The following is a 19,005-nucleotide window of genomic DNA, read 5'->3' as shown; positions in this document are numbered from 1 at the left end:
GTGCTGGTGGGCGTGCCGCCACCCGTGATCAGCGCCCGTCCAGCCAAAGGTTGACCAGATTCGCATCGGTGACAGCCAAGGTAACGGTATCGCTCAGGCTGGCAGTTTTTGGAGGCTTCTTGCGGCCTTTGCCCGGGGCGCTGGCGGCACGGGCGGGCAAGGCCAGTGGCAGGCGCAGCAGGCGCTTGTCGCGCGCCACCAGCGCCAGCACCTGCTGGGCATCGCCAGCATACAGCGGCAGGTCGTCGAGCTTGTGCAGGCGCCAGCCGATGCTGTCGGTGCTGGCCTGCAGTGGCTCGATGCCGATCCATTCGTCGCCCGCCATCATGCCGGCGGCCTCGGCCGCGCCACCGCGCAGCACCACCTTGATGCTGATACCCGCTGCGCCCTCGGCCACCCGCAGGCCCAGCTGCTGGGCAATCTGGGGCTTGTCGGGCTGGCAGTCCACGCCATGGGCCTGCAGCAGGGCGGCCACGGGCAGATCGAGCTTGCCATGCACCCAGGCGCTGATGTCGGCGGCCCAACTGCGGTCGGTCAGTTCATGCAGCACATCGAGCAGGTCCTGCTCGCGCATGGGGCCGGCCTTGCAGCGGCGGTACAGCGCCCGCATCACCACGTCGAGCCCGCTGTGGCCTGCGCGGCGCAGGCTCAGATCCAGGCACAGCGCCACCAGCGATCCCTTGGTGTAGTAGCTGACGGTCGCGTTGGGCGTGTTCTCGTCCTGGCGGTAGTACTTGACCCAGGCGTCATAGCTGGCCTCGGCCACGCTTTGCACATGCCGGCCCGGCGTCTGCAGGACCTGGTTCAAGGTCTTGTTGAGCAGCTTGAGGTACTGCGCGTTGTCCAGCAGGCCCGCGCGGCGCAGGACCAGGTCGTCGTAGTAGCTGGTGAAGCCTTCGAAGAACCACAGCAGCTCGGTGTAGTTCTCGCGTTCGTAGTCATAGCTGGCCAGCTCCATCGGGCGCAGGCGCTTGACGTTCCAGGTGTGGAAATACTCATGGCTGATCAGGCCCAGCAGGGTGATATAGCCGCTGCTGGGCTGGGCCTCGCCCTTGCGGGGCAGGTCGCGCCGGCTGCAGATCAGCGCGGTGGAGTTCTTGTGCTCCAGGCCGCCATAGTTGTCGTCCATCGCATTGAGCATGAACACATAGCGCTCGAAGGGCGGCTTGCCCCGGGGGTGCCAGAGGCGGATTTCGGTCTCGCAGATCTTTTGCGTGTCGGCAATCAGCCGCGCGCCATCAAAACTGGGCGGTGCACCAGCCACCACAAAGCGGTGTGCCACGCCGTGGGCACTGAACTCGGCACTCCAGAACGCCCCCATCTCGACCGGGCAGTCCACCAGCTCGTCGTAGCTGCTGGCGTGGTAGCGGCCAAAGCCCTGGGGGTTGGTCTGCGCGGCCATCAGGCCGGTAGCTACCTGCCAGTGGGGCTGCTGGGCCGGTGGCTCGATGTGCAGCACCTGCAGCAAGGCCTCGCTGCCATGCACGCGCAGAAACACGCTGGTGCCGTTGAAAAAGCCGCGCTGGCTGTCGAGCCAGGCGGTGCGCACCGAGCTGTCGTAGGCGCAGATCTGGTAGCTCAGGGTCAGCGGCTCGGCCGCGCTGCAGTCCACCACCCAGGTGTTTTTGTTCTGCTGCTGGATGTCGACCAGCTGCCCGCCTTGGCTGGCGCTCAGGCCTTGCAGCGATTTGGAGAACTCACGCACCAGGTAGCTGCCGGGAATCCAGACCGGCAGCGACACGGTCTGCATCGCCTTGGGCCGGGGAATATTGAGCACCACCTGGTAGAGGTGGGCATGCAGATCGATGGGCGTGATGGTGTACTGGATGGCATGCGGTGCCAGGGCGGGTGCGCTTTGGGTCATAGCCTGCAAGCGTAGCCCCAATTGCATGGGCGCGTGCCGACCCAGGAATTCAGCGGACGCAAAAAAGGCCCCGAAGGGCCTGAGAAAAGGGGCGGCAGCGCGCCTGGCTTACTTGACCGCCTTGAGGCGCTTTTCCAGGTCGTCCGAGCCGATGGCGCCGGGGACGCGCGAGCCGTCTGCAAAGAAGATCGTCGGCGTGCCGGTGATCTTGTACTTGCGGCCAAATTCCATATTGCGCTGCAGGGCGGTCACGTCGCAGCTCGATGCGGCGGCAGGGGCATCGGTGCCCTTGAGCATGTGGCTCGCCCATTCCTTGGCCGGGTCCTTGGCGCACCAGATGTTGCGCGATTTCTCGACCGAATCGGGGCTCAGGATCGGGTAGAGGAAGGTGTAGACGGTCACGTCCTTGACGTTTTGCAGGTCTTTCTCGAAGCGCTTGCAGTAGCCGCAGTTGGGGTCTTCAAAGACGGCAATCTTGCGCGAGCCATTGCCTTTGACGGTCTTGATCGCGTCCTTCAGGTTCAGGCTGTTGAAATCCACCGCCGTCAGCTTGTTGATGCGGTCTTCGGTCAGGTTGCGGTGCGCCTGGGTGTCGATCAACTCGCCCTGGATCAGGTAGTTGCCCTTGGCATCGCTGTAGAACAGGTCCGTGCCAACGCGCACTTCATACAGACCCTGCATCGGCGTGGCACTGACTTCGTCAATCTTTTGCAGCTGGGGGATACGCTCTGCCAGCGACTTGCGGATCACGTCTTCTTGCGCACTGGCAGAGAAACTGGCCGCGATGGCAGCACTGGCCAATACGGTAGAGAGAATTCGCATGGGAAACCTTTTTTGAATCTTGATAATGGAAAGCCAGCGCCAGGTGATCCCCAACACATTGAAAGCCGCTGTGCACACCGCCATGCCAGTTGTTGCAGGTGCTTGGGCACTACAGTCTACCGACTGGGCTGCGCGCTAAACCCCTGCAATAATTAACATTTTGGTACTAACAGCGGCTTCTGGCCGAACAACGGTTTGTACCCGATGGGCGCTAAAAGTTCACTCCCATGGCCTGGCGGGTAACCCAGGATTTCAGCGGCCCGCTGCTCTCAAAGCCGCGCATGCCCCAGTTGCGCAGGTTCTGCAAAGGCGTCTCGGGCCTGGTAAACAATTGTTGAATGCTGTCCATCGCCAAGCCGATGGGGGCCAGGCGCGCCTTGCGCTCGCGTTCATAGCGGCGCAGCAGGCGCAGGTCCGACAGGCGGCGCCAGCGCGCATCTTCGCTGGTCAGCAGACGGGCCAGCGCGGCGATATCGGCCATGCCCAGGTTCAAACCCTGGCCAGCCAACGGATGCACGGCGTGGGCGCTGTCGCCGGCCAGTACCCAGCTTTGGGCCCGGGCGGTATCGTGCAGGGCGCTACCGGGCATCGGGCCGCACCACTGGCGCGCGACCGACTGCTGCAATGGCCAGGCGGCGCGCTCGGCGCAAACTGTCAACGGGCCCAGCATGCCCTGGCTGGCCGATTCCAGTGCCATCGCCAGGCCTGTATCGTCCAGCGCCTTGACCCCTTCAACCTGGCTGACCGGCAGCGACCAGACCACGGCCACCTCATGGCCGTCCGGGCCGCCCAGCGGCAGGAAAGCCAGAATATCGCCGGCCGCTGAAAACCACTGGCGTGCGGCCTGGCCATGCGGGCGCTCGCAGCGCAGGCGGGTGGCAACCGCTGTCTGGTGGTAGGGAATGGTGGCAAACTCGACGCCGAATTCTTCGCGGGTGCGGCTGTGCTTGCCTTCGCAGACCACCGTCAAGCTGGCATCGACGGGGCTGGTGACCGTCTCCACCATCGGCTGGTAGCGTACGGCAGCGGCCAGCTGTGCCTCCAATGCGGGCACATCGACGATCCAGTTCAGCGCCTCGGTGTGCTGCTGCGCCGCATCAAAATGCACCTCGCCGCCCTGGTCGCCATAGACGTCCATGCGAGTCACCGGGGTGGCGTACTGGGTCTCGGGCCAGCTGCGCACCGATTGCAGCACCTCCCGCGAGAGCTGGTTGAGGGCATAGGCGCGCACATCACCATGGCCGCTGTTGCTGGGCGCCGGGGCGGTGTCCACCAGCGCCACGCGCATGCGCTCCCGCGCCAGCAACAATGCCAAGCTGCGGCCCACAATGCCCGCGCCACGGATACAAACGTCGAATTCAGAAGCCATAAGCGGTCTATTGTAGTGGGGCACTGTGGCAGCACGGGGCGCCTGTACGACTTGCGGCAAGGGTCTGGCCACCGTTTTGGCGCCGAGTCCGGGCTCCTGACCCGACCCTTGCCCCAGGGCGTGGGCGCGGATCGCACAAGACCGAGTTCAAACCAGGGCCGGTGGAGGGCAGAGGGCCGCTGGGTGCAAGACAGCCTTTTACTCGTTACAGTGTGGTTTGCCCAGAACCAACCCAGGCGCAGAGCAGCATGGCAAATACCGATTTTTTTGATGTCACCGGCCATATCGGCCAATTGTGGGTTTTTCCCATCAAATCCTGCGCCGGCATTGCCGTGCAAAGCGCGCGTCTGATGGCGACGGGCCTGGAGCATGACCGGGCCTTCATGCTGGTCGATGGGCAGGGCGACTTCATCTCGCAGCGCGAAATCGCCCGCATGGTGCTGGTGCAACCCGCCATTGCCGATGGCCTGATGACGGTGACCGCCCCGGGCATGGAGCCGCTCTCGGTCGATATGGCCTTTGCAGGCCCCGAGCGCGCGGTGCGCGTCTGGGACGACCGGTTGACGGGCCTGCAGGCGCCCGATGCGGTCAATGCCTGGTTCAGCGCGTTCCTGCAGACCGAGTGCTATTTGGTGCGCATGGCGCCCCAGGCGCTGCGGCTGGCCAGCAAGAAATGGACCGGCGGCGCCGACGCCCCCACGCAATTTGCCGATGGCTTTCCGGTGCTGGTCGTCAGCCAGGCCTCGGTCGATGAGCTCAACGCGCGCCTGACCCAGGCGGGCGAAACGCCGGTGGTCGCAGAGCGCTTTCGCGCCAATATCGTGGTTGACGGCTTCCAGTCCCATGACGAGGACCGCATCGAAAGCCTGTCGGTGCAGCAGGGCGGCCCCGGCAGCCAGCAATGGGCGGATTTGCCGCTGGTCAAGCCCTGCGCGCGCTGCCCCATCCCCGATATCGACCCGGCCACCGCCGCCAGCGGCACCAGCGTGACCGACACCTTGCAGACCTACCGCCACGATGACCGCCTGGATGGCGCCGTAACCTTCGGCATGAATGCCTATGTGCCTGCGGGCACCGGTGGGGTGCTGCGGGTGGGTGATGCGGTCGGCGGTGCCTTGCAGTTTGATTGAGGCTTGCCGTTGAAATACGCCTGGATTCGCGATTGCCATGCAGTCGGCTTAAAATGCCGGGTTTGTCCGAAAGAATAGAGAAAGCACTGCCATGAGCCTCAAATGCGGCATCGTCGGTTTGCCCAATGTTGGCAAGTCCACCCTTTTTAATGCGTTGACCAAGGCAGGTATTGCCGCCGAAAACTATCCTTTCTGCACGATCGAACCCAATACCGGCGTCGTGGAAGTGCCCGATCCGCGTCTGGACCAGCTGTCCAAGATAGTAGAGCCCGAGCGCATTGTTCCAGCCATCGTCGAGTTTGTGGACATCGCCGGCCTGGTGGCGGGCGCTTCCAAGGGTGAAGGCCTGGGCAACCAGTTCCTGGCCCACATCCGCGAAACCGACGCCATCGTCAACGTGGTGCGCTGCTTCGAAGACCCCAACGTGATCCACGTGGCCAACAAGGTCGACCCGATCGCCGATATCGAAGTCATCCAGACCGAACTCTGCCTGGCCGACCTGGCCACCGTGGAAAAGGCGCTCAACCGCTACAGCAAGGCGGCGAAGTCGGGTAACGACAAGGATGCTGCCAAGCTGGTCTCGCTGCTGACCCCCATCCAGGCCGTGCTGGACCAGGGCAAGCCTGCCCGCATCGTGCCCGTGTCCAAGGAAGACGCGCCGCTGCTCAAGCAGTTCTGCCTGATCACTGCCAAGCCCGCAATGTTTGTCGGCAACGTCAGCGAAGACGGCTTTGAGAACAACCCGCTGCTCGACAGCCTGAAGGCCTATGCCGAAGCACAGGGCGCCCCCGTGGTCGCCATCTGCGCCAAGATCGAGGCAGAAATGTCCGAGATGGGCGACGAAGACCGCGACATGTTCCTGCAGGAAATGGGCCTGGAAGAGCCCGGCCTGAACCGCCTGATCCGCGCCGGCTTCACCCTGCTGGGTCTGCAGACCTACTTCACCGCCGGTGTGAAGGAAGTGCGCGCCTGGACCGTGCCGATTGGTGCCACCGCGCCCCAGGCCGCTGGCGTCATCCACGGCGATTTCGAGCGTGGCTTTATCCGTGCCCAGACCATCGCCTTCGAAGACTACATCCAGTACAAGGGTGAGCAGGGCGCCAAGGAAGCGGGCAAGATGCGCGCCGAAGGCAAGGAATACATCGTCAAGGATGGCGATGTGCTGAACTTCCTGTTCAACGTCTGACCGTTTCGGCGACGATACTGCTTGCGCGCATTCGCTGCGTGCTGGCAGTCAGAACCCCCCAAGCCCGCTGCGCGTCAGCGGGCTTTTTCGTGGGGCGTTGCGCTTATCCGCATGTGGCAGCGGGATGGCAGAGCAGCGCGGCAAGCCGTTATAAGATAGCCGCTGCTTGCCCGATACCAGCCCCTGCTGGTGACTGCGCGCACTACCCACCCCATCGACTCTTGAAAGGCCCCATCTGGTGACCCCGCCTGCCGCCAACACAAAAACCACTGCTGCGCCCGCGCCCCTCGCGCCGAGCGCCGCCGAGCGCGAGCAGCATTCGGTGCAGGCCGATCTGGTGGCAGTGCTGGTGGCGGTGACGGCCGGGCAGCCGCGCATATTGACCACGCAGGCGGGCGAGACCCTGCCAGCGGGGCCTTTTACGGCCAACCACCGCTCGCTGCAGGCCAGCCTGCGGGCCTGGGTGGAGACGCAGACCCACCACCCGCTGGGCTTTGTCGAGCAGCTCTACACCTTTGCCGATGGCGACCGCTCGCAGGAACTAGGCATGCGCGCCATCTCCATCAGCTACCTGGCGCTGACGCGCGAGCTGGACGATGCCGGCCAGGCCCAGCCGGGCTGGCAGGACTGGTACCGCTATTTCCCCTGGGAGGACTGGCGCAGCGGCGCGCCCGCGATCCTGGACCAGCGCATTGCGCCCGCCTTGCAGGCCTGGGCTGCGCAGGCAACGGCCAAGGCGGCGGCCGGCGCGCGCTGGGAGCGGGCCTGTGTGACTTTCGGCCTGGAAGGCAGCGATTGGAACGAAGAGCTGGTGCTGCAGCGCTATGAGCTGCTGTTTGAAGCCGGCCTGGTCGCAGAAGCCTGGCGCGACGGCATGCGCGCTCCCCAGGGCCAGACCTTGCTGGGCACGGCAATGCGCAATGACCACCGCCGCATTCTGGCCACCGGCATGGCGCGGCTGCGGGCCAAGATCAAGTACCGCCCGGTGGTGTTCGAGTTGATGGCCGACAGCTTCTCGCTGCTGCAGCTGCAGCAGACCGTGGAAGCGCTGGCCGGGCGCAGCCTGCACAAGCAGAACTTTCGCCGCCTCATCGAGCAGCAGGCGTTGGTGGAAGAGACTGGCGAGATCAGCAGCCAGGGCGCAGGCCGCCCCGCCAAGCTGTTTCGCTTTCGCCGCAATGTGCTGGTGGAACGCGCCATTGCGGGCAACAAGCTGCCGTTGGCGCGCGGTTGATTGTCCTGATCCATTTTTGAAAGTGGCAACGGAGGCGACATGCCTTCAGCGCCAGGCCTTGACAATATTTATACTCATATTTAGCATAAATACGCGTGCGACCGCTGCAAGGCTGGCGCGCCTCTTTTTTACCCTTTATATACTCAAAATGAGCATTAATCAAACTGCTGCGCTGCCGGTTCCTCCTCTGCCCGATGTGATGCTGGAGCCGCTGGTGCGCATGGCCCTGCTGGAAGACCTGGGCCGCGCCGGTGACCTGACGACTGACACGATAGTGCCAGCAGATGCCAGAGACAGCCTGCGCCTGGTGGCACGGCAAGCGGGCGTGCTGGCGGGGCTGGATCTGGCGCGGCTGGCCTTTCATCTGCTGGACAGCGGCCTGGAGTTTGAGCCGCTGTGCGGCGATGGCACGGTGCTGGCGCCGGGCATGGAGATCGCCCGCATCCACGGCAAGAGCCGGGCGATCTTGACGGCGGAGCGCACGGCGCTCAACTACCTTTGCCATCTGAGCGGCGTGGCCAGCGCCACCTACGCGATCGCCCAGGCCATCCAGCCCTACGACACGCGGGTGACCTGCACGCGCAAGACCATGCCGGGCCTGCGCGCGCTGCAAAAGTATGCGGTGCGTGTGGGCGGCGGCAGCAACCATCGCTTTGGGTTGGACGATGCGGTGCTGATCAAGGACAACCATATTGCGCTGGCCGGCGATGTGGCCACTGCGGTGGGCCGCGCCCGGGCTGGCGTGGGCCATATGGTCAAGATCGAGCTCGAAGTGGACACGCTCGCGCAGCTTGATGCGGCATTGCAGCTGGGGGTGGATGTGGTGCTGCTGGACAACATGGACCTGGAGACCCTGCGTACGGCGGTGGCCATGTGCCGTGGCAAGGCGGTGACCGAGGCATCGGGCCGCATCACGCCCGAGACGGCGCCGCAAGTGGCCGCCACCGGGGTGGACCAGATTGCCGTCGGCTGGCTCACCCACAGCGCCAAGGTGCTGGACATTGGCCTGGATGCCTGAGCCGGCCCCTTACCGACTGAGCAATCTGCAAAACTTGGAAGGAGGCCTGTGATGTCCCGCGTTCTCCAACGCTTTTCCTGGTGGTGGCTGGCAGCCGCCACGGTGGCCTGCATGGCAGCTGGCCTGTGGCTGGGCAGCAGCAGCATGGCGGCGGCCCGCTTTGACAAGCCCATCACCATCGTGGTGACCTTTCCGCCCGGCGGTGGTACCGATTTGCTGGCGCGCAAACTGGGCGCCGCCTTGCAGCAGCGCACGGGCCAAACGGTGGTGGTGGAAAACCGCCCCGGCGCCAGCGGCAATATTGGCGCGCGCCATGTGGCGGAGGCGGCGGGCGATGGCAGCAGCTGGCTGATGGTGAACAGCTCCTTCGCGATCAACCCTGCCGTCTACCGCCAGCTGGATTTTGATCCGCGCCAGGATTTCAAGGCCGTGTTCAATGTGGGCACTATCGCCTCCGTGCTGGTGGTGCCGCAGACCAGTGCGCTGCACAGCCTGGCCGATGTGCGCGCCTCGGCGCAGCGGCTGCAGCAGCCCTTTGCCTCTTGCGGCAATGGCACGCCCCAGCATATGGCCGGCGAGATGCTGGCCCAGGCCGCGCAGCTGCATTTGCAGCACGTGCCCTACAAGGGATGTGGGCCGGCCATCACCGCCGTGGCCGCCGGCCAGGTCGCCATGGGCATGGTCACCGCCAGCAGCGCGGCGCCGCTGATCGAGGCCGGCCGCGTGCGCGCCATTGCCATCACCGCGCCCCAGCGCCTGGCGCAGTGGCCGCAGGTTGCCACCGTGGCCGAGCAAGGCGCCGCTGGTTTCAGCGTGGAGCAGTGGCATGGCCTGCTCGCCCCTGCTGCCGCCAGCGATGCGGTGGTGCAGCGCATGCATGACGTGCTGGCGCAGATCTTGGCCGAGCCGGCGATGCAGCAGTGGCTGCGCGACCAGGGCTATACGCCGGTGCAGCAAAGTGCGTCCGAGTTTGGGCGGGTGATCAACAGCGACATCGACCGCTATGCCGCCGTGGCGCAGCAGCTGGGCTTGCGGGTGGATTAGGCGCCGCTCAAAGCGGCGTGTCTTCAAGAGGGCCAGAAATGCAAAATCGTGGCCGTCATCACCAGGTAGCGCAAAAACTTGCCCACCGCCATGTAGAACACGCAAGGCCAGAACGGCAGGCGCAGCCAGCCGGCCACGGCGCAGAGCGGATCGCCAACGATGGGCAGCCAGCTGAGCAGGCAGGCCTTGGCGCCAAACTTGCGCAGCCAGATGCGGGCCATGCGCTGGTGGCGGCTTTGCTTGTTGGGTGGGGCAGGGGGCTGGCTGGGGCCGGCAGGATCCACGCCCACATGGCGCAGGCTGCGGGCCTTGTACCAGGCGGTCCGGGCCAGCGCGCCGGTCCACCAGCTGATCGCGCCGCCCAGGGTATTGCCGGCGGTAGCCACCAAGATGGCCTGCCAGAACAGATCGGGGTTGAGGTGTAGCAAGCCGGCCACAGCGGGCTCCGAGCCCAGGGGCAGCAAGGTGGCCGAGATCAGGGCCACGATAAAGACCGTACTGAGCCCGAACTGCGGCAGGGCCAGCCATGTCAGCAACTGTTGAATCCAAGCTTCCATGGCTGCCAGTGTAGCGGCTGGGGCCTGCGCGCCAGCGGCGCTGCGGGCCGCTCCCGTGTCAGCCAAGAGGCCGAAAAATGCCATGCTGACAGCCCCTTGCAATGTTGTGGCCTGAGCGCTCACTGTCCTCCAAACGGGGTGTGTGGACGTTGTCAGCGGCTGCCTTATCGCCCAATTTTTGGGCATTCTCAAATGTCAAGCGGGTAGATTGGATGTTTGCTACTTTTTTAAGCAGTACAATCTGCCCCTTCCCCTCACCACAACAACCAGCACTTCGGTGGCGAAGTGCTCGCTTTTTGCATTCCATGTCCGTCCACATCGGTCCCTACACTCTGGCCAACAACGTGTTTGTGGCGCCCATGGCGGGCGTGACGGACAGGCCTTTTCGCCAGCTGTGCAAGGCGCTGGGGGCGGGGTATGCGGTCAGCGAGATGGTGACCAGCCGCAAGGACCTGTGGGACAGCCTCAAGACCAGCCGCCGCGCCAACCATGCGGGCGAGCCCGGCCCGATCTCCGTGCAGATCGCCGGCACCGACGCGCCGATGATGGCCGAGGCAGCGGTCTACAACATTGAGCGCGGCGCGCAGATCATCGATATCAACATGGGTTGCCCGGCCAAGAAGGTCTGCAATAAATGGGCCGGCTCGGCGCTGATGCAGAACGAGCCGCTGGCCGTCGAGATTGCCGCTGCCGTGGTGGAGGCTGCCGCTCCCCATGGCGTGCCGGTGACGCTGAAGATGCGCACCGGCTGGAGCGATGACCACAAGAATGCCGTGCAGCTGGCGCGCCAGTTCGAGCAGGTGGGCATCCAGATGCTCACCGTGCATGGCCGCACGCGCGAGCAGGGCTACCGGGGCCTGGCCGAGTACGACACGATCCGCGCCGTGAAGCAGGCGGTGTCGGTGCCGGTGGTTGCCAATGGCGATATCACCAGCCCGGCCAAGGCCCGCGATGTGCTGGCCTTTACCGGAGCGGACGCGGTGATGGTGGGTCGGGCGGCCCAGGGCCGCCCCTGGATTTTTCGCGAGATCGTGCATTTTCTGCAGACCGGCGAGCTGCTGGCGCCACCCTTGGTGGCCGAGCTGCGCCGCCATCTGCTGGAGCACCTGCAGGACCACTATGCGCTGTACGGCGAGAGCACGGGCGTGCGCTCGGCGCGCAAGCACATTGCCTGGTATGTGCGCGATCTGCCGGGGGGCGATGCGTTCAGGCGCGAGATGAATGTGATTGAAAACAGTGCGGCGCAATGGCAGGCCGTAGCCGATTACCTGTTGGCCCTGGGGCAACAGATGGACCGGCTGCCTGGCATGGCACCAGCACCAGAGGCCAGCGGGAGTGCGATGGCCCCAGCAACAACAATGAGTGATGACTTTGTATGAGTAAGACGACGATTGAGCAGTCCGTGCGGGACAGCCTGCAGACCTATTTTCAGGACCTGGAAGGCGAGGTGCCGGACCGCGTGTACGAGATGGTGGTGCGCATGGTGGAGCGCCCCATGCTGGAGGTGGTGATGAACCACGCCGACAACAACCAGTCACGGGCCGCCGAGTGGCTGGGCCTGAACCGCAACACCCTGCGCAAGAAGCTGGTCGAGCACAAGATGCTCTGACGCGCGCCCTGATTTCAGTGCTGCTTGCGCCCGCTGCGCATGCGGCACAAGCCTGTTTCCATTCTTGAAGTGATTGACATGAAAGCCCTGATTTCCGTTTCCGACAAAACCGGTATTGTCGAGTTCGCCCAAGCCCTGCATGCGCTGGGCGTGCAACTGCTGTCCACCGGCGGCACCGCCAAGCTGCTGGCCGACAAGGGCCTGCCCGTGACCGAGGTGGCCGAGGTCACCCGCTTCCCCGAGATGCTCGACGGCCGCGTCAAGACCCTGCACCCCATGGTGCACGGCGGCCTGCTGGCCCGCCGCGATCTGCCCGAGCACATGGCTGCGCTGAAGGAACACGGCATCGAGACCATCGACCTGCTGGTGGTGAACCTCTACCCCTTTGAAGCGACCGTGGCCAAGGCCGGTTGCACGCTGGCCGATGCCATCGAGAACATCGACATTGGCGGCCCGGCGATGGTGCGCTCCGCTGCCAAGAACTGGAAGGATGTTGGTGTGATCACCGCCGCCGACCAGTACGACGCCGTGCTCGCCGAACTCAAGGCCGGTGGCAAGCTGTCCAATAAGCTGCGTTTTGCCCTGTCGGTGGCGGCCTTCAACCGCATCAGCCAGTACGACGGCGCGATCAGCAACTACCTGTCGTCGGTCACGTTCGACGATGAAAAGCTGTCCGAAGAATACGTGCCCGAGCGCGCTGCCTTCCCCGGCCAGAGCAACAGCCAGTTCATCAAGATCCAGGACCTGCGCTATGGCGAAAACAGCCACCAGCAAGCCGCCTGGTACCGCGATCTGTACCCCGCGCCCGGCTCGCTGGCCACGGGTGTGCAGCTGCAAGGCAAGGAGCTGAGCTACAACAACATCGCCGATGCCGACGCCGCCTGGGAATGCGTCAAGAGCTTCGAGGTGCCGGCCTGCGTCATCGTCAAGCACGCCAACCCCTGCGGCGTGGCCGTGGGTTCCGATGCGTTTGACGCCTACTCCAAGGCCTTCCAGACCGACCCGACCAGCGCTTTTGGCGGCATCATCGCCTTCAACCGCGCAGTAGACAAGGCAGCGGCCGAAGCCGTGTCCAAGCAGTTCGTCGAAGTGCTGATGGCCCCTGACTTCAGCGCCGAAGCGCTGGAGATCTTCAAGTCCAAGGTCAATGTGCGCCTGATGAAGATTGCACTGCCCGCTGGCGGCAGCAGCGACTGGGAGCAGGGCCGCAACGCCATTGAATCCAAGCGCGTGGGTTCGGGCATCCTGCTGCAATCAGCCGACAACCATGAGCTGCAACTGGCGGATCTGAAGGTGGTGACCGTCAAGCAGCCGACCCAGCAAGAGCTGCAGGACCTGCTGTTCGCCTGGAAGGTGGCCAAGTTCGTCAAGTCCAATGCCATCGTGTTCTGCAAGAACGGCATGACCATGGGTGTGGGCGCTGGCCAGATGTCGCGCCTGGATTCGGCGCGTATTGCGTCCATCAAGGCAGAAGCGGCCAAGCTGTCGCTGCAGAACACCGTCGTGGCGTCGGATGCCTTCTTCCCCTTCCGTGACGGCCTGGATGTGGTCGTCGATGCCGGTGCCACCTGCGTGGCCCAGCCGGGTGGCTCGATGCGCGACCAGGAGGTGATCGACGCCGCCAACGAGCGCGGCGTGGCCATGGTGTTCACCGGCGTGCGCCACTTCCGCCATTGATGGCACAGGTAGCGCCCGCCAAGGCGCTGCCGCTTTTCACCCAGGGCCGCGAACCTGCGCGTTCGCCGGCCCGTTTTCAGCGCTGGCCCCCGGGCCGATTCCAGCATGAGCGATTCGCAACACCCAGACCCGCAACCCAGCACCGATGCCGACAACGACACCCCGCGCCGCTCGCGCTGGCTCGGTGTGCTGATCGTGGCATTTGCCCTGGTAGTGGGCCTGGGCATGTTCAATATCGGGCGGCTCATCATCCGGCCCAAGCCCGAGGTGACGGCTGCTGACCGCCTGATCGAGGCCAGCCCGCAGCTGCAAAAAGGGCGTGACCTGGTCACCCGCAGCAGCGACTGCATGCGCTGCCACACGATGGAGCTCGATGTGGTGGGCCCGGGTTTTCGCAACATCGCCAAGCGCTATGCCGGCCGTGACGATGCCGTGCCCTATCTGGCACGCAAGATCCGCGAGGGAAGCGTCGGCGAGTGGGGCCGTATCGTGATGCCACGCCACCCGCAGATCACGCAGGAGCAGGCCGAACTGATGGCCGGCTGGCTGATGGCGCTCAGCCCCGCCACACCCCCGGCCGCCAGCGCGCCCTGATGGCCTGCTGCACCGATGCTCTGGAGCCCGCATCTACTGCGGGCTTTTTTGTGCCTGGCGGCAATGTCCGTAGACAGGGTCTGGAAAGGCCATGCTTTGTAAAGCAAATCTGCGATACTGCTCCGACATAGACCTGAAGGAGGATGCATGAACTTTCCCGAATACGCCGGCCACGGCGGTGGCCTGACCGAGGCAAACAGCCGTGGTCAATTCATCAAGGCGGCCTACAGCCATCTGGCGGTAGCCATCTTGGCTTTTGCCGTGCTGTCATTTGGCCTCTACGCCAGCGGCGCATCGTTTGCGATGCTCAAGATGCTGGGCGTCAGCAAGTGGGGCTGGCTCGCCGTGATGGGCGCCTTCATGGTCGTGGCCTGGTTGGCCACCAATGCGGCTGACAATTCGGAAAGCACTGGCGTGCAATACCTGGCGCTGGGCGGCTTTGTGTTTGCTGAATCGCTGATCTTTGCCCCGATGCTGGCCATGGCCAGCATCATTGCTCCCGGCTCCATCCAGGCAGCATCGGTTGCCACCCTGGCATTGGTGGCAGGCTTGACCTTCACGGCCTTCACCAGCAAGAGGGACTTCTCCTTCCTGGGCGGCTTCCTGAAGATCGGCGGCCTGGTGGCCATCGGTATCATCCTGGCCGGTGTCGTGTTCGGCTTCAAGCTAGGCATCTGGTTCTCCGGCGCGATGGTGCTGTTTGCCGGCGCTTGCGTGCTGTATGACACCTCGCAGATCATGCGCCACTACCCTGTGGACCGCCCAGCTGGCGCGGCGCTGCACCTGTTCGCATCGGTGGCCATGCTGTTCTGGTATGTGCTGCGTCTGATCATGCAACTGGGTGGCAGCGACGACTGATCGCCTGCGACAGACCATAAAAAAACCTCGGCATGCCGAGGTTTTTTTTATGCCCGCCAGAAGGGCAGGCAGAAGCGTGGAAGTGAGTTACAAGGTCTTGAAGACTTCGCGGGCCGCTTCGATGGTGGCCTGGATATCGGCATCGGTATGCGCACTGCTGACAAAGCCTGCTTCGTACAGCGCAGGCGCAAAGTAGTGGCCGCGCGCGAGCATGCCGTGGAAGAACTTGTTGAACAGCGGCTTGTCGCTCTTCATCACTGCCTCGTAGTGGCTGGGCAGCTCGGGCAGCAGGAAGAAGCCGAACAGGCCGCCCTGGTGGTCCACGCTGAAAGGAACGCCTGCGGCATCGGCCTCGGCCTTGAGGCCGGCCATCAGCTGGCCGGTCTTCGCATGCAGCGCTTCATGGAAGCCCGGCTGGCTGATCAGGGCCAGGGTCTGCAGACCGCAGGCCGTCGCAATCGGGTTGCCCGACAGGGTGCCGGCCTGGTAGACCGGGCCCAGCGGCGAGAGCTTTTCCATGATCTCGCGGCGCGCGCCAAAGGCGGCCATCGGCATGCCGCCGCCGATCACCTTGCCCAGCACGGTGATGTCGGGCTTGAAGCCGGGAATCTGCTGCGCATACAGGCTTTGGGCGCTGCCCAGGGCCACGCGGAAACCGGTCATCACCTCGTCGTAGATCAGCAGCGCGCCGTGTTCCTGGGTCAGCTCGCTGATGCGGCGGGTGAACGCGGTGCTGGCGCGCACAAAGTTCATGTTGCCGGCAATCGGCTCCATGATCACGCAGGCGATCTGGCCGTCGTACTTGGCAAAGGCTTCTTCGAGCTGGCCAATGTCGTTGTATTCCAGAACAATGGTGTCCTGCACCACATGGTCGGGCACACCAGCCGAGGACGAGGCACCAAAGGTCGCCAGGCCTGAGCCAGCCTTGACCAGCAGTGCATCGGCATGGCCGTGGTAGCAGCCGTTGAACTTGATGATCTTGTTGCGGCCGGTATAGCCGCGCGCCAGGCGAATCGCGCTCATGCCCGCCTCGGTGCCGGAGCTGACCAGGCGCACCATGTCCATCGAGGGCATGAGCTTCAGGATGGCTTCGGACAGCGCGATCTCACGCTCGGTCGGGGCGCCGAAGGAAAAGCCTTCGAGCAGCGCGGCTTGCACGGCGCTCAGCACCTGCGGGTGGCCGTGGCCCAGAATCATCGGCCCCCAGGAGCCGATGTAGTCCACATACTGTTTGTCATTGGCATCAAACAGGTGCGCGCCCTGGGCGCGGGCGATGAAGGCTGGCGTGCCGCCTACGGCATTGAAGGCCCGCACGGGCGAGTTCACGCCACCGGGGATCACCTGGCGGGCGCGTTCAAACAACTGGGCGTTTTTATCAATCGTCATAAGGGCTCACATCTACACTGGCCTTGGATTGTCGGCCAAGCGAAGGCTTGGGGCTGTCAATCCGGTATTCACTGCACTGGAATGTGCAGACTTTGAAGCGGTTCTTAGAGCGGGCGGGTGTGGAGCGCGTCGCTCTCATTCTCATCCGCGCTACCGTCTTCATCAGCGTCTTCATCGGCGTCTTCGTCATCGGCATGCACCCAGAAGAGCCGGTCAGGGATGGTCTTGCCCATGCCGGGGCGCAGGCCGCCTTCCAGGCATTTGTCCAGATAGGTCATCGCTTCGGCGGTTGCGTCGCTCAGGGGCACCTCGGTCGCCAGCAAGGCGGTGAGCGCAGCGCTCAAGGTATCGCCCGCGCCGATGTACTCGGTCTCGAACAGCTCGAACTCGCCGCTGCCATAGATGGTGTCAGCCGAAGCGAGCACGTTTTCCACATGCTGGTCATGGGTGGGTATGCCGGTCACCAGCACAAAGGGCACGCCATGGTCGGCAGCAGCCTTGGCCAGGTCGCGCGGGCTGGGACGGTGCTCGGAGGTGCGGTCAGGCAGCAGCCAGCGCCACAGCAGGCCATAGGCGCCGACCAGCACGGTCACCTGGGGCAGCAGCAGTTCCTGGTAGGCGTCGAGGTAGTCATCAATCAGTTCGCTGTCCCACCAGGCCATGCCGGCCACGTAGGCCACGACCGGTACTTCCGGGTAATCGTTGGTTACTTCTGCACACACTCGTACATTTTCAATCGAGCCAAGAAAGCCCAGTTTGATCGCGCGGATGGGAATATCCTGCAACACGGTCTGCGCCTGTTGTTGTACCGCATCATCTGACAGCGCATAAAAGTCGATGGTGTCCAGCGTGTCGCGGATCAAGGCGCCGGTGACCACGGTGCAAGGGTGGCCGCCCATCGAGGCCACGGCCAGCGCATCGGCATTGGTTCCGCCTGCGCCGCTGGGGTCATTGGCATTGATGCACAGGATACTGGCGGTATCGATAGTGGCTGCCAACGTGCTTTCACTCGGGCTGGATTCTGGCTGGTTTGTCAAGGAGGATGTCATAGGTCAACGAGATAAGGCACATTGATGCAGGAATCACCATTAAATCTGTGTTGAAAAGCTACAATCGTTGCATTCTATGTAAAGCCTCTGTAAGCTTTTCAAAATTAGGAGCAGGGACGACGGATGCAGTGTACGCGCTGTGGTGCAAAATGCACCTCCAGCACATACGGATTCGTCGAAAGAAAAATTGCCATAGGGCGTATGTGTTCAATGCAAACGGGTGGGAGGGGCTATGTCAGCCTTGGCTGCCGCGTGCATTCGCATTTCATGACATGCAATGAGGAGGGTGGCCGGTGACAGTTTCCGCAGACAACTTCAAGGTATTGGTGGTTGACGATAGCAATACCATTCGCAGAAGTGCTGAGATTTTTCTGAAGCAGGGCGGCTACGAGGTGCTGCTTGCCGAAGACGGCTTCGACGCCCTCTCCAAAATCAACGATTTCAAGCCGGACATGGTGTTTTGCGACATCCTGATGCCAAAACTGGACGGCTACCAAACCTGCGCCATCGTCAAGCGCAATGATGCTTTTGCATCTACACCCGTGGTCATGTTGTCGTCCAAGGACGGCGTCTTTGACAAGGCCCGGGGACGAATGGTGGGATGTGAAGACTACCTCACCAAGCCATTTACCAAAGATCAATTACTGGAAACCGTCGGACGTTTCGTTGCCGAACGTTAAGGAGGGGTCGTGCCTATTCAAAAAGTTCTCATCGTTGACGACTCAAAAACTGAATTGATGTTTTTGAGCGATCTACTTGTACGCCAGGGTATGGTGGTGCGCACTGCGCAAAACTCGGACGAGGCCATGCTGCGCCTGTCTGAAGAACGCCCCGACCTGATTCTGATGGACGTGGTGATGCCGGGACAGAACGGCTTTCAGCTGACCCGTCTGATCTCCCGCAGCCCGGAATATGCGGATATCCCGATCATCATGTGCACCAGCAAGAACCAGGAAACCGACCGGGTCTGGGGCATGCGTCAGGGTGCCAAGGGCTATGTGACCAAACCGGTGGACCCCGCCGAACTCAAGGCCAAGATCGAGGCACTGGGATAAGGCATGGCACAGCGCGAAGACTTGCGAGAGCTGCAAACCCGTCTGGCCGACCGTCTGAGCCAGGCACGCAACCAGACAGCGGTTGGTGCCTCGTGGTTGGCGGTCAAGATCAGTGGCAAGAACTTTCTGCTGCCTTTGAGTCAGTCCGGCGAAGTGCTGGGCTGGAGCGGGGTGGAGCCTGTACCCTACACCAAACCCTGGATGCTCGGCGTGACCAGCATCCGGGGTATTTTGTTGACGGTAGTGGATCTGGCCCGCATGTTGGGCCTGCCCGTCGCGCGCAGTGAGCAGGTGTTTGCCGGGGCCTCGGTTGTCGCGCTCAACCCCATGATGGGCGTCAATGCCGCACTGTTTGTCGAGCAGCTCGAAGGCTTGCGCGGCAGCAATGATTTCTCGCAATCCAAGGACAAACCGGCTGAGGCGCCGGAGTTTTTTGGTGCGCTCTACATATCCGCCAGTGGCGAGCAGTGGCAGGAACTCAACCTGCAGCTGCTGGCCAATGCGCCCGATTTTCTCGATATCACGGTTTAGTGCGGGGCTTCCGCGGCTTCAT

The 19,005-nt window shown here is 63.5% G+C and carries 19 protein-coding genes; 13 read left to right on the top strand and 6 right to left on the bottom strand.

Features of this window, described 5'->3' with window-relative positions:
* Positions 1-28 precede the first annotated feature (28 nt).
* From LPW39_RS19555 to LPW39_RS19545, 3 genes are all read right to left on the bottom strand, one after another.
* Entirely contained in the window at positions 29-1,864 is a 1,836-nt protein-coding gene (locus LPW39_RS19555) for a M61 family metallopeptidase (RefSeq protein WP_230778935.1), read from the bottom strand.
* Between the two features lie 108 nt (positions 1,865-1,972).
* Positions 1,973-2,686 carry a DsbC family protein gene (locus LPW39_RS19550; RefSeq protein ID WP_230778933.1) on the bottom strand — a complete coding sequence of 238 codons (714 nt, stop codon included), beginning with the start codon at positions 2,684-2,686 and terminating at the stop codon, positions 1,973-1,975.
* Positions 2,687-2,897: 211 nt separating this feature from the next.
* Positions 2,898-4,055: an FAD-dependent monooxygenase gene (locus LPW39_RS19545; protein WP_230778930.1), complete on the bottom strand. Its 1,158-nt coding sequence runs from the start codon at positions 4,053-4,055 to the stop codon at positions 2,898-2,900.
* A gap of 248 nt (positions 4,056-4,303) precedes the next feature.
* On the opposite strand from LPW39_RS19545, the gene LPW39_RS19540 reads away from it, so the two are divergent.
* The 5 genes from LPW39_RS19540 (at position 4,304) to LPW39_RS19520 (ending at position 9,667) form a co-directional block, all read left to right on the top strand.
* Positions 4,304-5,185 carry an MOSC domain-containing protein gene (locus LPW39_RS19540; RefSeq protein ID WP_230778927.1) on the top strand — a complete coding sequence of 294 codons (882 nt, stop codon included), beginning with the start codon at positions 4,304-4,306 and terminating at the stop codon, positions 5,183-5,185.
* 91 nt (positions 5,186-5,276) lie between these two features.
* On the top strand, positions 5,277-6,371 hold the full coding sequence (gene ychF, locus LPW39_RS19535; RefSeq protein WP_133857775.1) for a redox-regulated ATPase YchF: 1,095 nt from the start codon (positions 5,277-5,279) through the stop codon (positions 6,369-6,371).
* A 322-nt stretch (positions 6,372-6,693) separates the two neighbouring features.
* The gene (locus LPW39_RS19530) at positions 6,694-7,605 is read left to right on the top strand and encodes an NUDIX hydrolase (RefSeq protein WP_230779323.1); all 912 of its coding nucleotides are present in this window, start codon (positions 6,694-6,696) and stop codon (positions 7,603-7,605) included.
* A gap of 148 nt (positions 7,606-7,753) precedes the next feature.
* The gene (gene nadC / locus LPW39_RS19525) at positions 7,754-8,623 is read left to right on the top strand and encodes a carboxylating nicotinate-nucleotide diphosphorylase (RefSeq protein WP_230778924.1); all 870 of its coding nucleotides are present in this window, start codon (positions 7,754-7,756) and stop codon (positions 8,621-8,623) included.
* Positions 8,624-8,674: 51 nt separating this feature from the next.
* A complete protein-coding gene (locus LPW39_RS19520) occupies positions 8,675-9,667 on the top strand; it encodes a tripartite tricarboxylate transporter substrate binding protein (protein ID WP_230778921.1) in 993 nt (330 codons plus the stop codon).
* Positions 9,668-9,690: 23 nt separating this feature from the next.
* Here LPW39_RS19520 and LPW39_RS19515 read toward each other — a convergent pair whose 3' ends face one another.
* Positions 9,691-10,224, bottom strand: a complete 534-nt coding sequence (locus tag LPW39_RS19515) for a YqaA family protein (protein ID WP_230778918.1) — start codon at positions 10,222-10,224, stop codon at positions 9,691-9,693.
* 305 nt (positions 10,225-10,529) lie between these two features.
* On the opposite strand from LPW39_RS19515, the gene dusB reads away from it, so the two are divergent.
* From dusB to LPW39_RS19490, 5 genes are all read left to right on the top strand, one after another.
* Entirely contained in the window at positions 10,530-11,603 is a 1,074-nt protein-coding gene (dusB, locus tag LPW39_RS19510; protein WP_230778916.1) for a tRNA dihydrouridine synthase DusB, read from the top strand.
* Positions 11,600-11,833, top strand: a complete 234-nt coding sequence (locus LPW39_RS19505; RefSeq protein WP_021027292.1) for a Fis family transcriptional regulator — start codon at positions 11,600-11,602, stop codon at positions 11,831-11,833. The genes dusB and LPW39_RS19505 overlap by 4 nt, the downstream gene beginning before the upstream one ends.
* A gap of 78 nt (positions 11,834-11,911) precedes the next feature.
* Entirely contained in the window at positions 11,912-13,510 is a 1,599-nt protein-coding gene (gene purH, locus LPW39_RS19500) for a bifunctional phosphoribosylaminoimidazolecarboxamide formyltransferase/IMP cyclohydrolase (protein ID WP_230778914.1), read from the top strand.
* 105 nt (positions 13,511-13,615) lie between these two features.
* Positions 13,616-14,104 carry a c-type cytochrome gene (locus LPW39_RS19495; RefSeq protein WP_230778912.1) on the top strand — a complete coding sequence of 163 codons (489 nt, stop codon included), beginning with the start codon at positions 13,616-13,618 and terminating at the stop codon, positions 14,102-14,104.
* A 147-nt stretch (positions 14,105-14,251) separates the two neighbouring features.
* Positions 14,252-14,962 carry a Bax inhibitor-1/YccA family protein gene (locus LPW39_RS19490; RefSeq protein ID WP_230778909.1) on the top strand — a complete coding sequence of 237 codons (711 nt, stop codon included), beginning with the start codon at positions 14,252-14,254 and terminating at the stop codon, positions 14,960-14,962.
* An 87-nt stretch (positions 14,963-15,049) separates the two neighbouring features.
* On the opposite strand, the gene hemL is transcribed toward LPW39_RS19490, so the two are convergent.
* Positions 15,050-16,348 (bottom strand): glutamate-1-semialdehyde 2,1-aminomutase, encoded by a 1,299-nt coding sequence (gene hemL / locus LPW39_RS19485; RefSeq protein WP_230778907.1) that lies wholly within the window; start codon positions 16,346-16,348, stop codon positions 15,050-15,052.
* A gap of 104 nt (positions 16,349-16,452) precedes the next feature.
* On the bottom strand, positions 16,453-17,385 hold the full coding sequence (gene thiD, locus LPW39_RS19480; protein ID WP_230778905.1) for a bifunctional hydroxymethylpyrimidine kinase/phosphomethylpyrimidine kinase: 933 nt from the start codon (positions 17,383-17,385) through the stop codon (positions 16,453-16,455).
* A 305-nt stretch (positions 17,386-17,690) separates the two neighbouring features.
* Here thiD and LPW39_RS19475 point away from each other — a divergent pair, with 305 nt between their 5' ends.
* From LPW39_RS19475 to LPW39_RS19465, 3 genes are read left to right on the top strand one after another with little or no spacing between them, the layout of a single operon-like run.
* Positions 17,691-18,077 carry a response regulator gene (locus LPW39_RS19475; protein ID WP_021027286.1) on the top strand — a complete coding sequence of 129 codons (387 nt, stop codon included), beginning with the start codon at positions 17,691-17,693 and terminating at the stop codon, positions 18,075-18,077.
* A gap of 9 nt (positions 18,078-18,086) precedes the next feature.
* Positions 18,087-18,452: a response regulator gene (locus tag LPW39_RS19470; protein ID WP_230778902.1), complete on the top strand. Its 366-nt coding sequence runs from the start codon at positions 18,087-18,089 to the stop codon at positions 18,450-18,452.
* Positions 18,453-18,455: 3 nt separating this feature from the next.
* The gene (locus LPW39_RS19465) at positions 18,456-18,983 is read left to right on the top strand and encodes a chemotaxis protein CheW (RefSeq protein WP_230778900.1); all 528 of its coding nucleotides are present in this window, start codon (positions 18,456-18,458) and stop codon (positions 18,981-18,983) included.
* Positions 18,984-19,005: the final 22 nt, after the last annotated feature.

This window comes from Comamonas koreensis (assembly GCF_021026195.1).
GTDB lineage: Bacteria > Pseudomonadota > Gammaproteobacteria > Burkholderiales > Burkholderiaceae_C > Comamonas > Comamonas koreensis.
This window is presented reverse-complemented; position numbering and strand designations above follow the sequence as displayed.

What these genes read in the sequence shown, in the direction of transcription:
- LPW39_RS19520 (WP_230778921.1), top strand. Translation starts at nt 8,675, where the DNA reads ATGTCCCGCGTTCTCCAACGCTTTTCCTGGTGGTGGCTGGCAGCCGCC.
- LPW39_RS19540 (WP_230778927.1), top strand. Translation starts at nt 4,304, where the DNA reads ATGGCAAATACCGATTTTTTTGATGTCACCGGCCATATCGGCCAATTG.
- LPW39_RS19555 (WP_230778935.1), bottom strand. Translation starts at nt 1,864, where the DNA reads ATGACCCAAAGCGCACCCGCCCTGGCACCGCATGCCATCCAGTACACC.
- LPW39_RS19495 (WP_230778912.1), top strand. Translation starts at nt 13,616, where the DNA reads ATGAGCGATTCGCAACACCCAGACCCGCAACCCAGCACCGATGCCGAC.
- LPW39_RS19505 (WP_021027292.1), top strand. Translation starts at nt 11,600, where the DNA reads ATGAGTAAGACGACGATTGAGCAGTCCGTGCGGGACAGCCTGCAGACC.
- hemL (WP_230778907.1), bottom strand. Translation starts at nt 16,348, where the DNA reads ATGACGATTGATAAAAACGCCCAGTTGTTTGAACGCGCCCGCCAGGTG.
- LPW39_RS19515 (WP_230778918.1), bottom strand. Translation starts at nt 10,224, where the DNA reads ATGGAAGCTTGGATTCAACAGTTGCTGACATGGCTGGCCCTGCCGCAG.
- purH (WP_230778914.1), top strand. Translation starts at nt 11,912, where the DNA reads ATGAAAGCCCTGATTTCCGTTTCCGACAAAACCGGTATTGTCGAGTTC.
- nadC (WP_230778924.1), top strand. Translation starts at nt 7,754, where the DNA reads ATGAGCATTAATCAAACTGCTGCGCTGCCGGTTCCTCCTCTGCCCGAT.
- LPW39_RS19465 (WP_230778900.1), top strand. Translation starts at nt 18,456, where the DNA reads ATGGCACAGCGCGAAGACTTGCGAGAGCTGCAAACCCGTCTGGCCGAC.
- LPW39_RS19550 (WP_230778933.1), bottom strand. Translation starts at nt 2,686, where the DNA reads ATGCGAATTCTCTCTACCGTATTGGCCAGTGCTGCCATCGCGGCCAGT.
- LPW39_RS19490 (WP_230778909.1), top strand. Translation starts at nt 14,252, where the DNA reads ATGAACTTTCCCGAATACGCCGGCCACGGCGGTGGCCTGACCGAGGCA.
- LPW39_RS19545 (WP_230778930.1), bottom strand. Translation starts at nt 4,055, where the DNA reads ATGGCTTCTGAATTCGACGTTTGTATCCGTGGCGCGGGCATTGTGGGC.
- ychF (WP_133857775.1), top strand. Translation starts at nt 5,277, where the DNA reads ATGAGCCTCAAATGCGGCATCGTCGGTTTGCCCAATGTTGGCAAGTCC.
- dusB (WP_230778916.1), top strand. Translation starts at nt 10,530, where the DNA reads ATGTCCGTCCACATCGGTCCCTACACTCTGGCCAACAACGTGTTTGTG.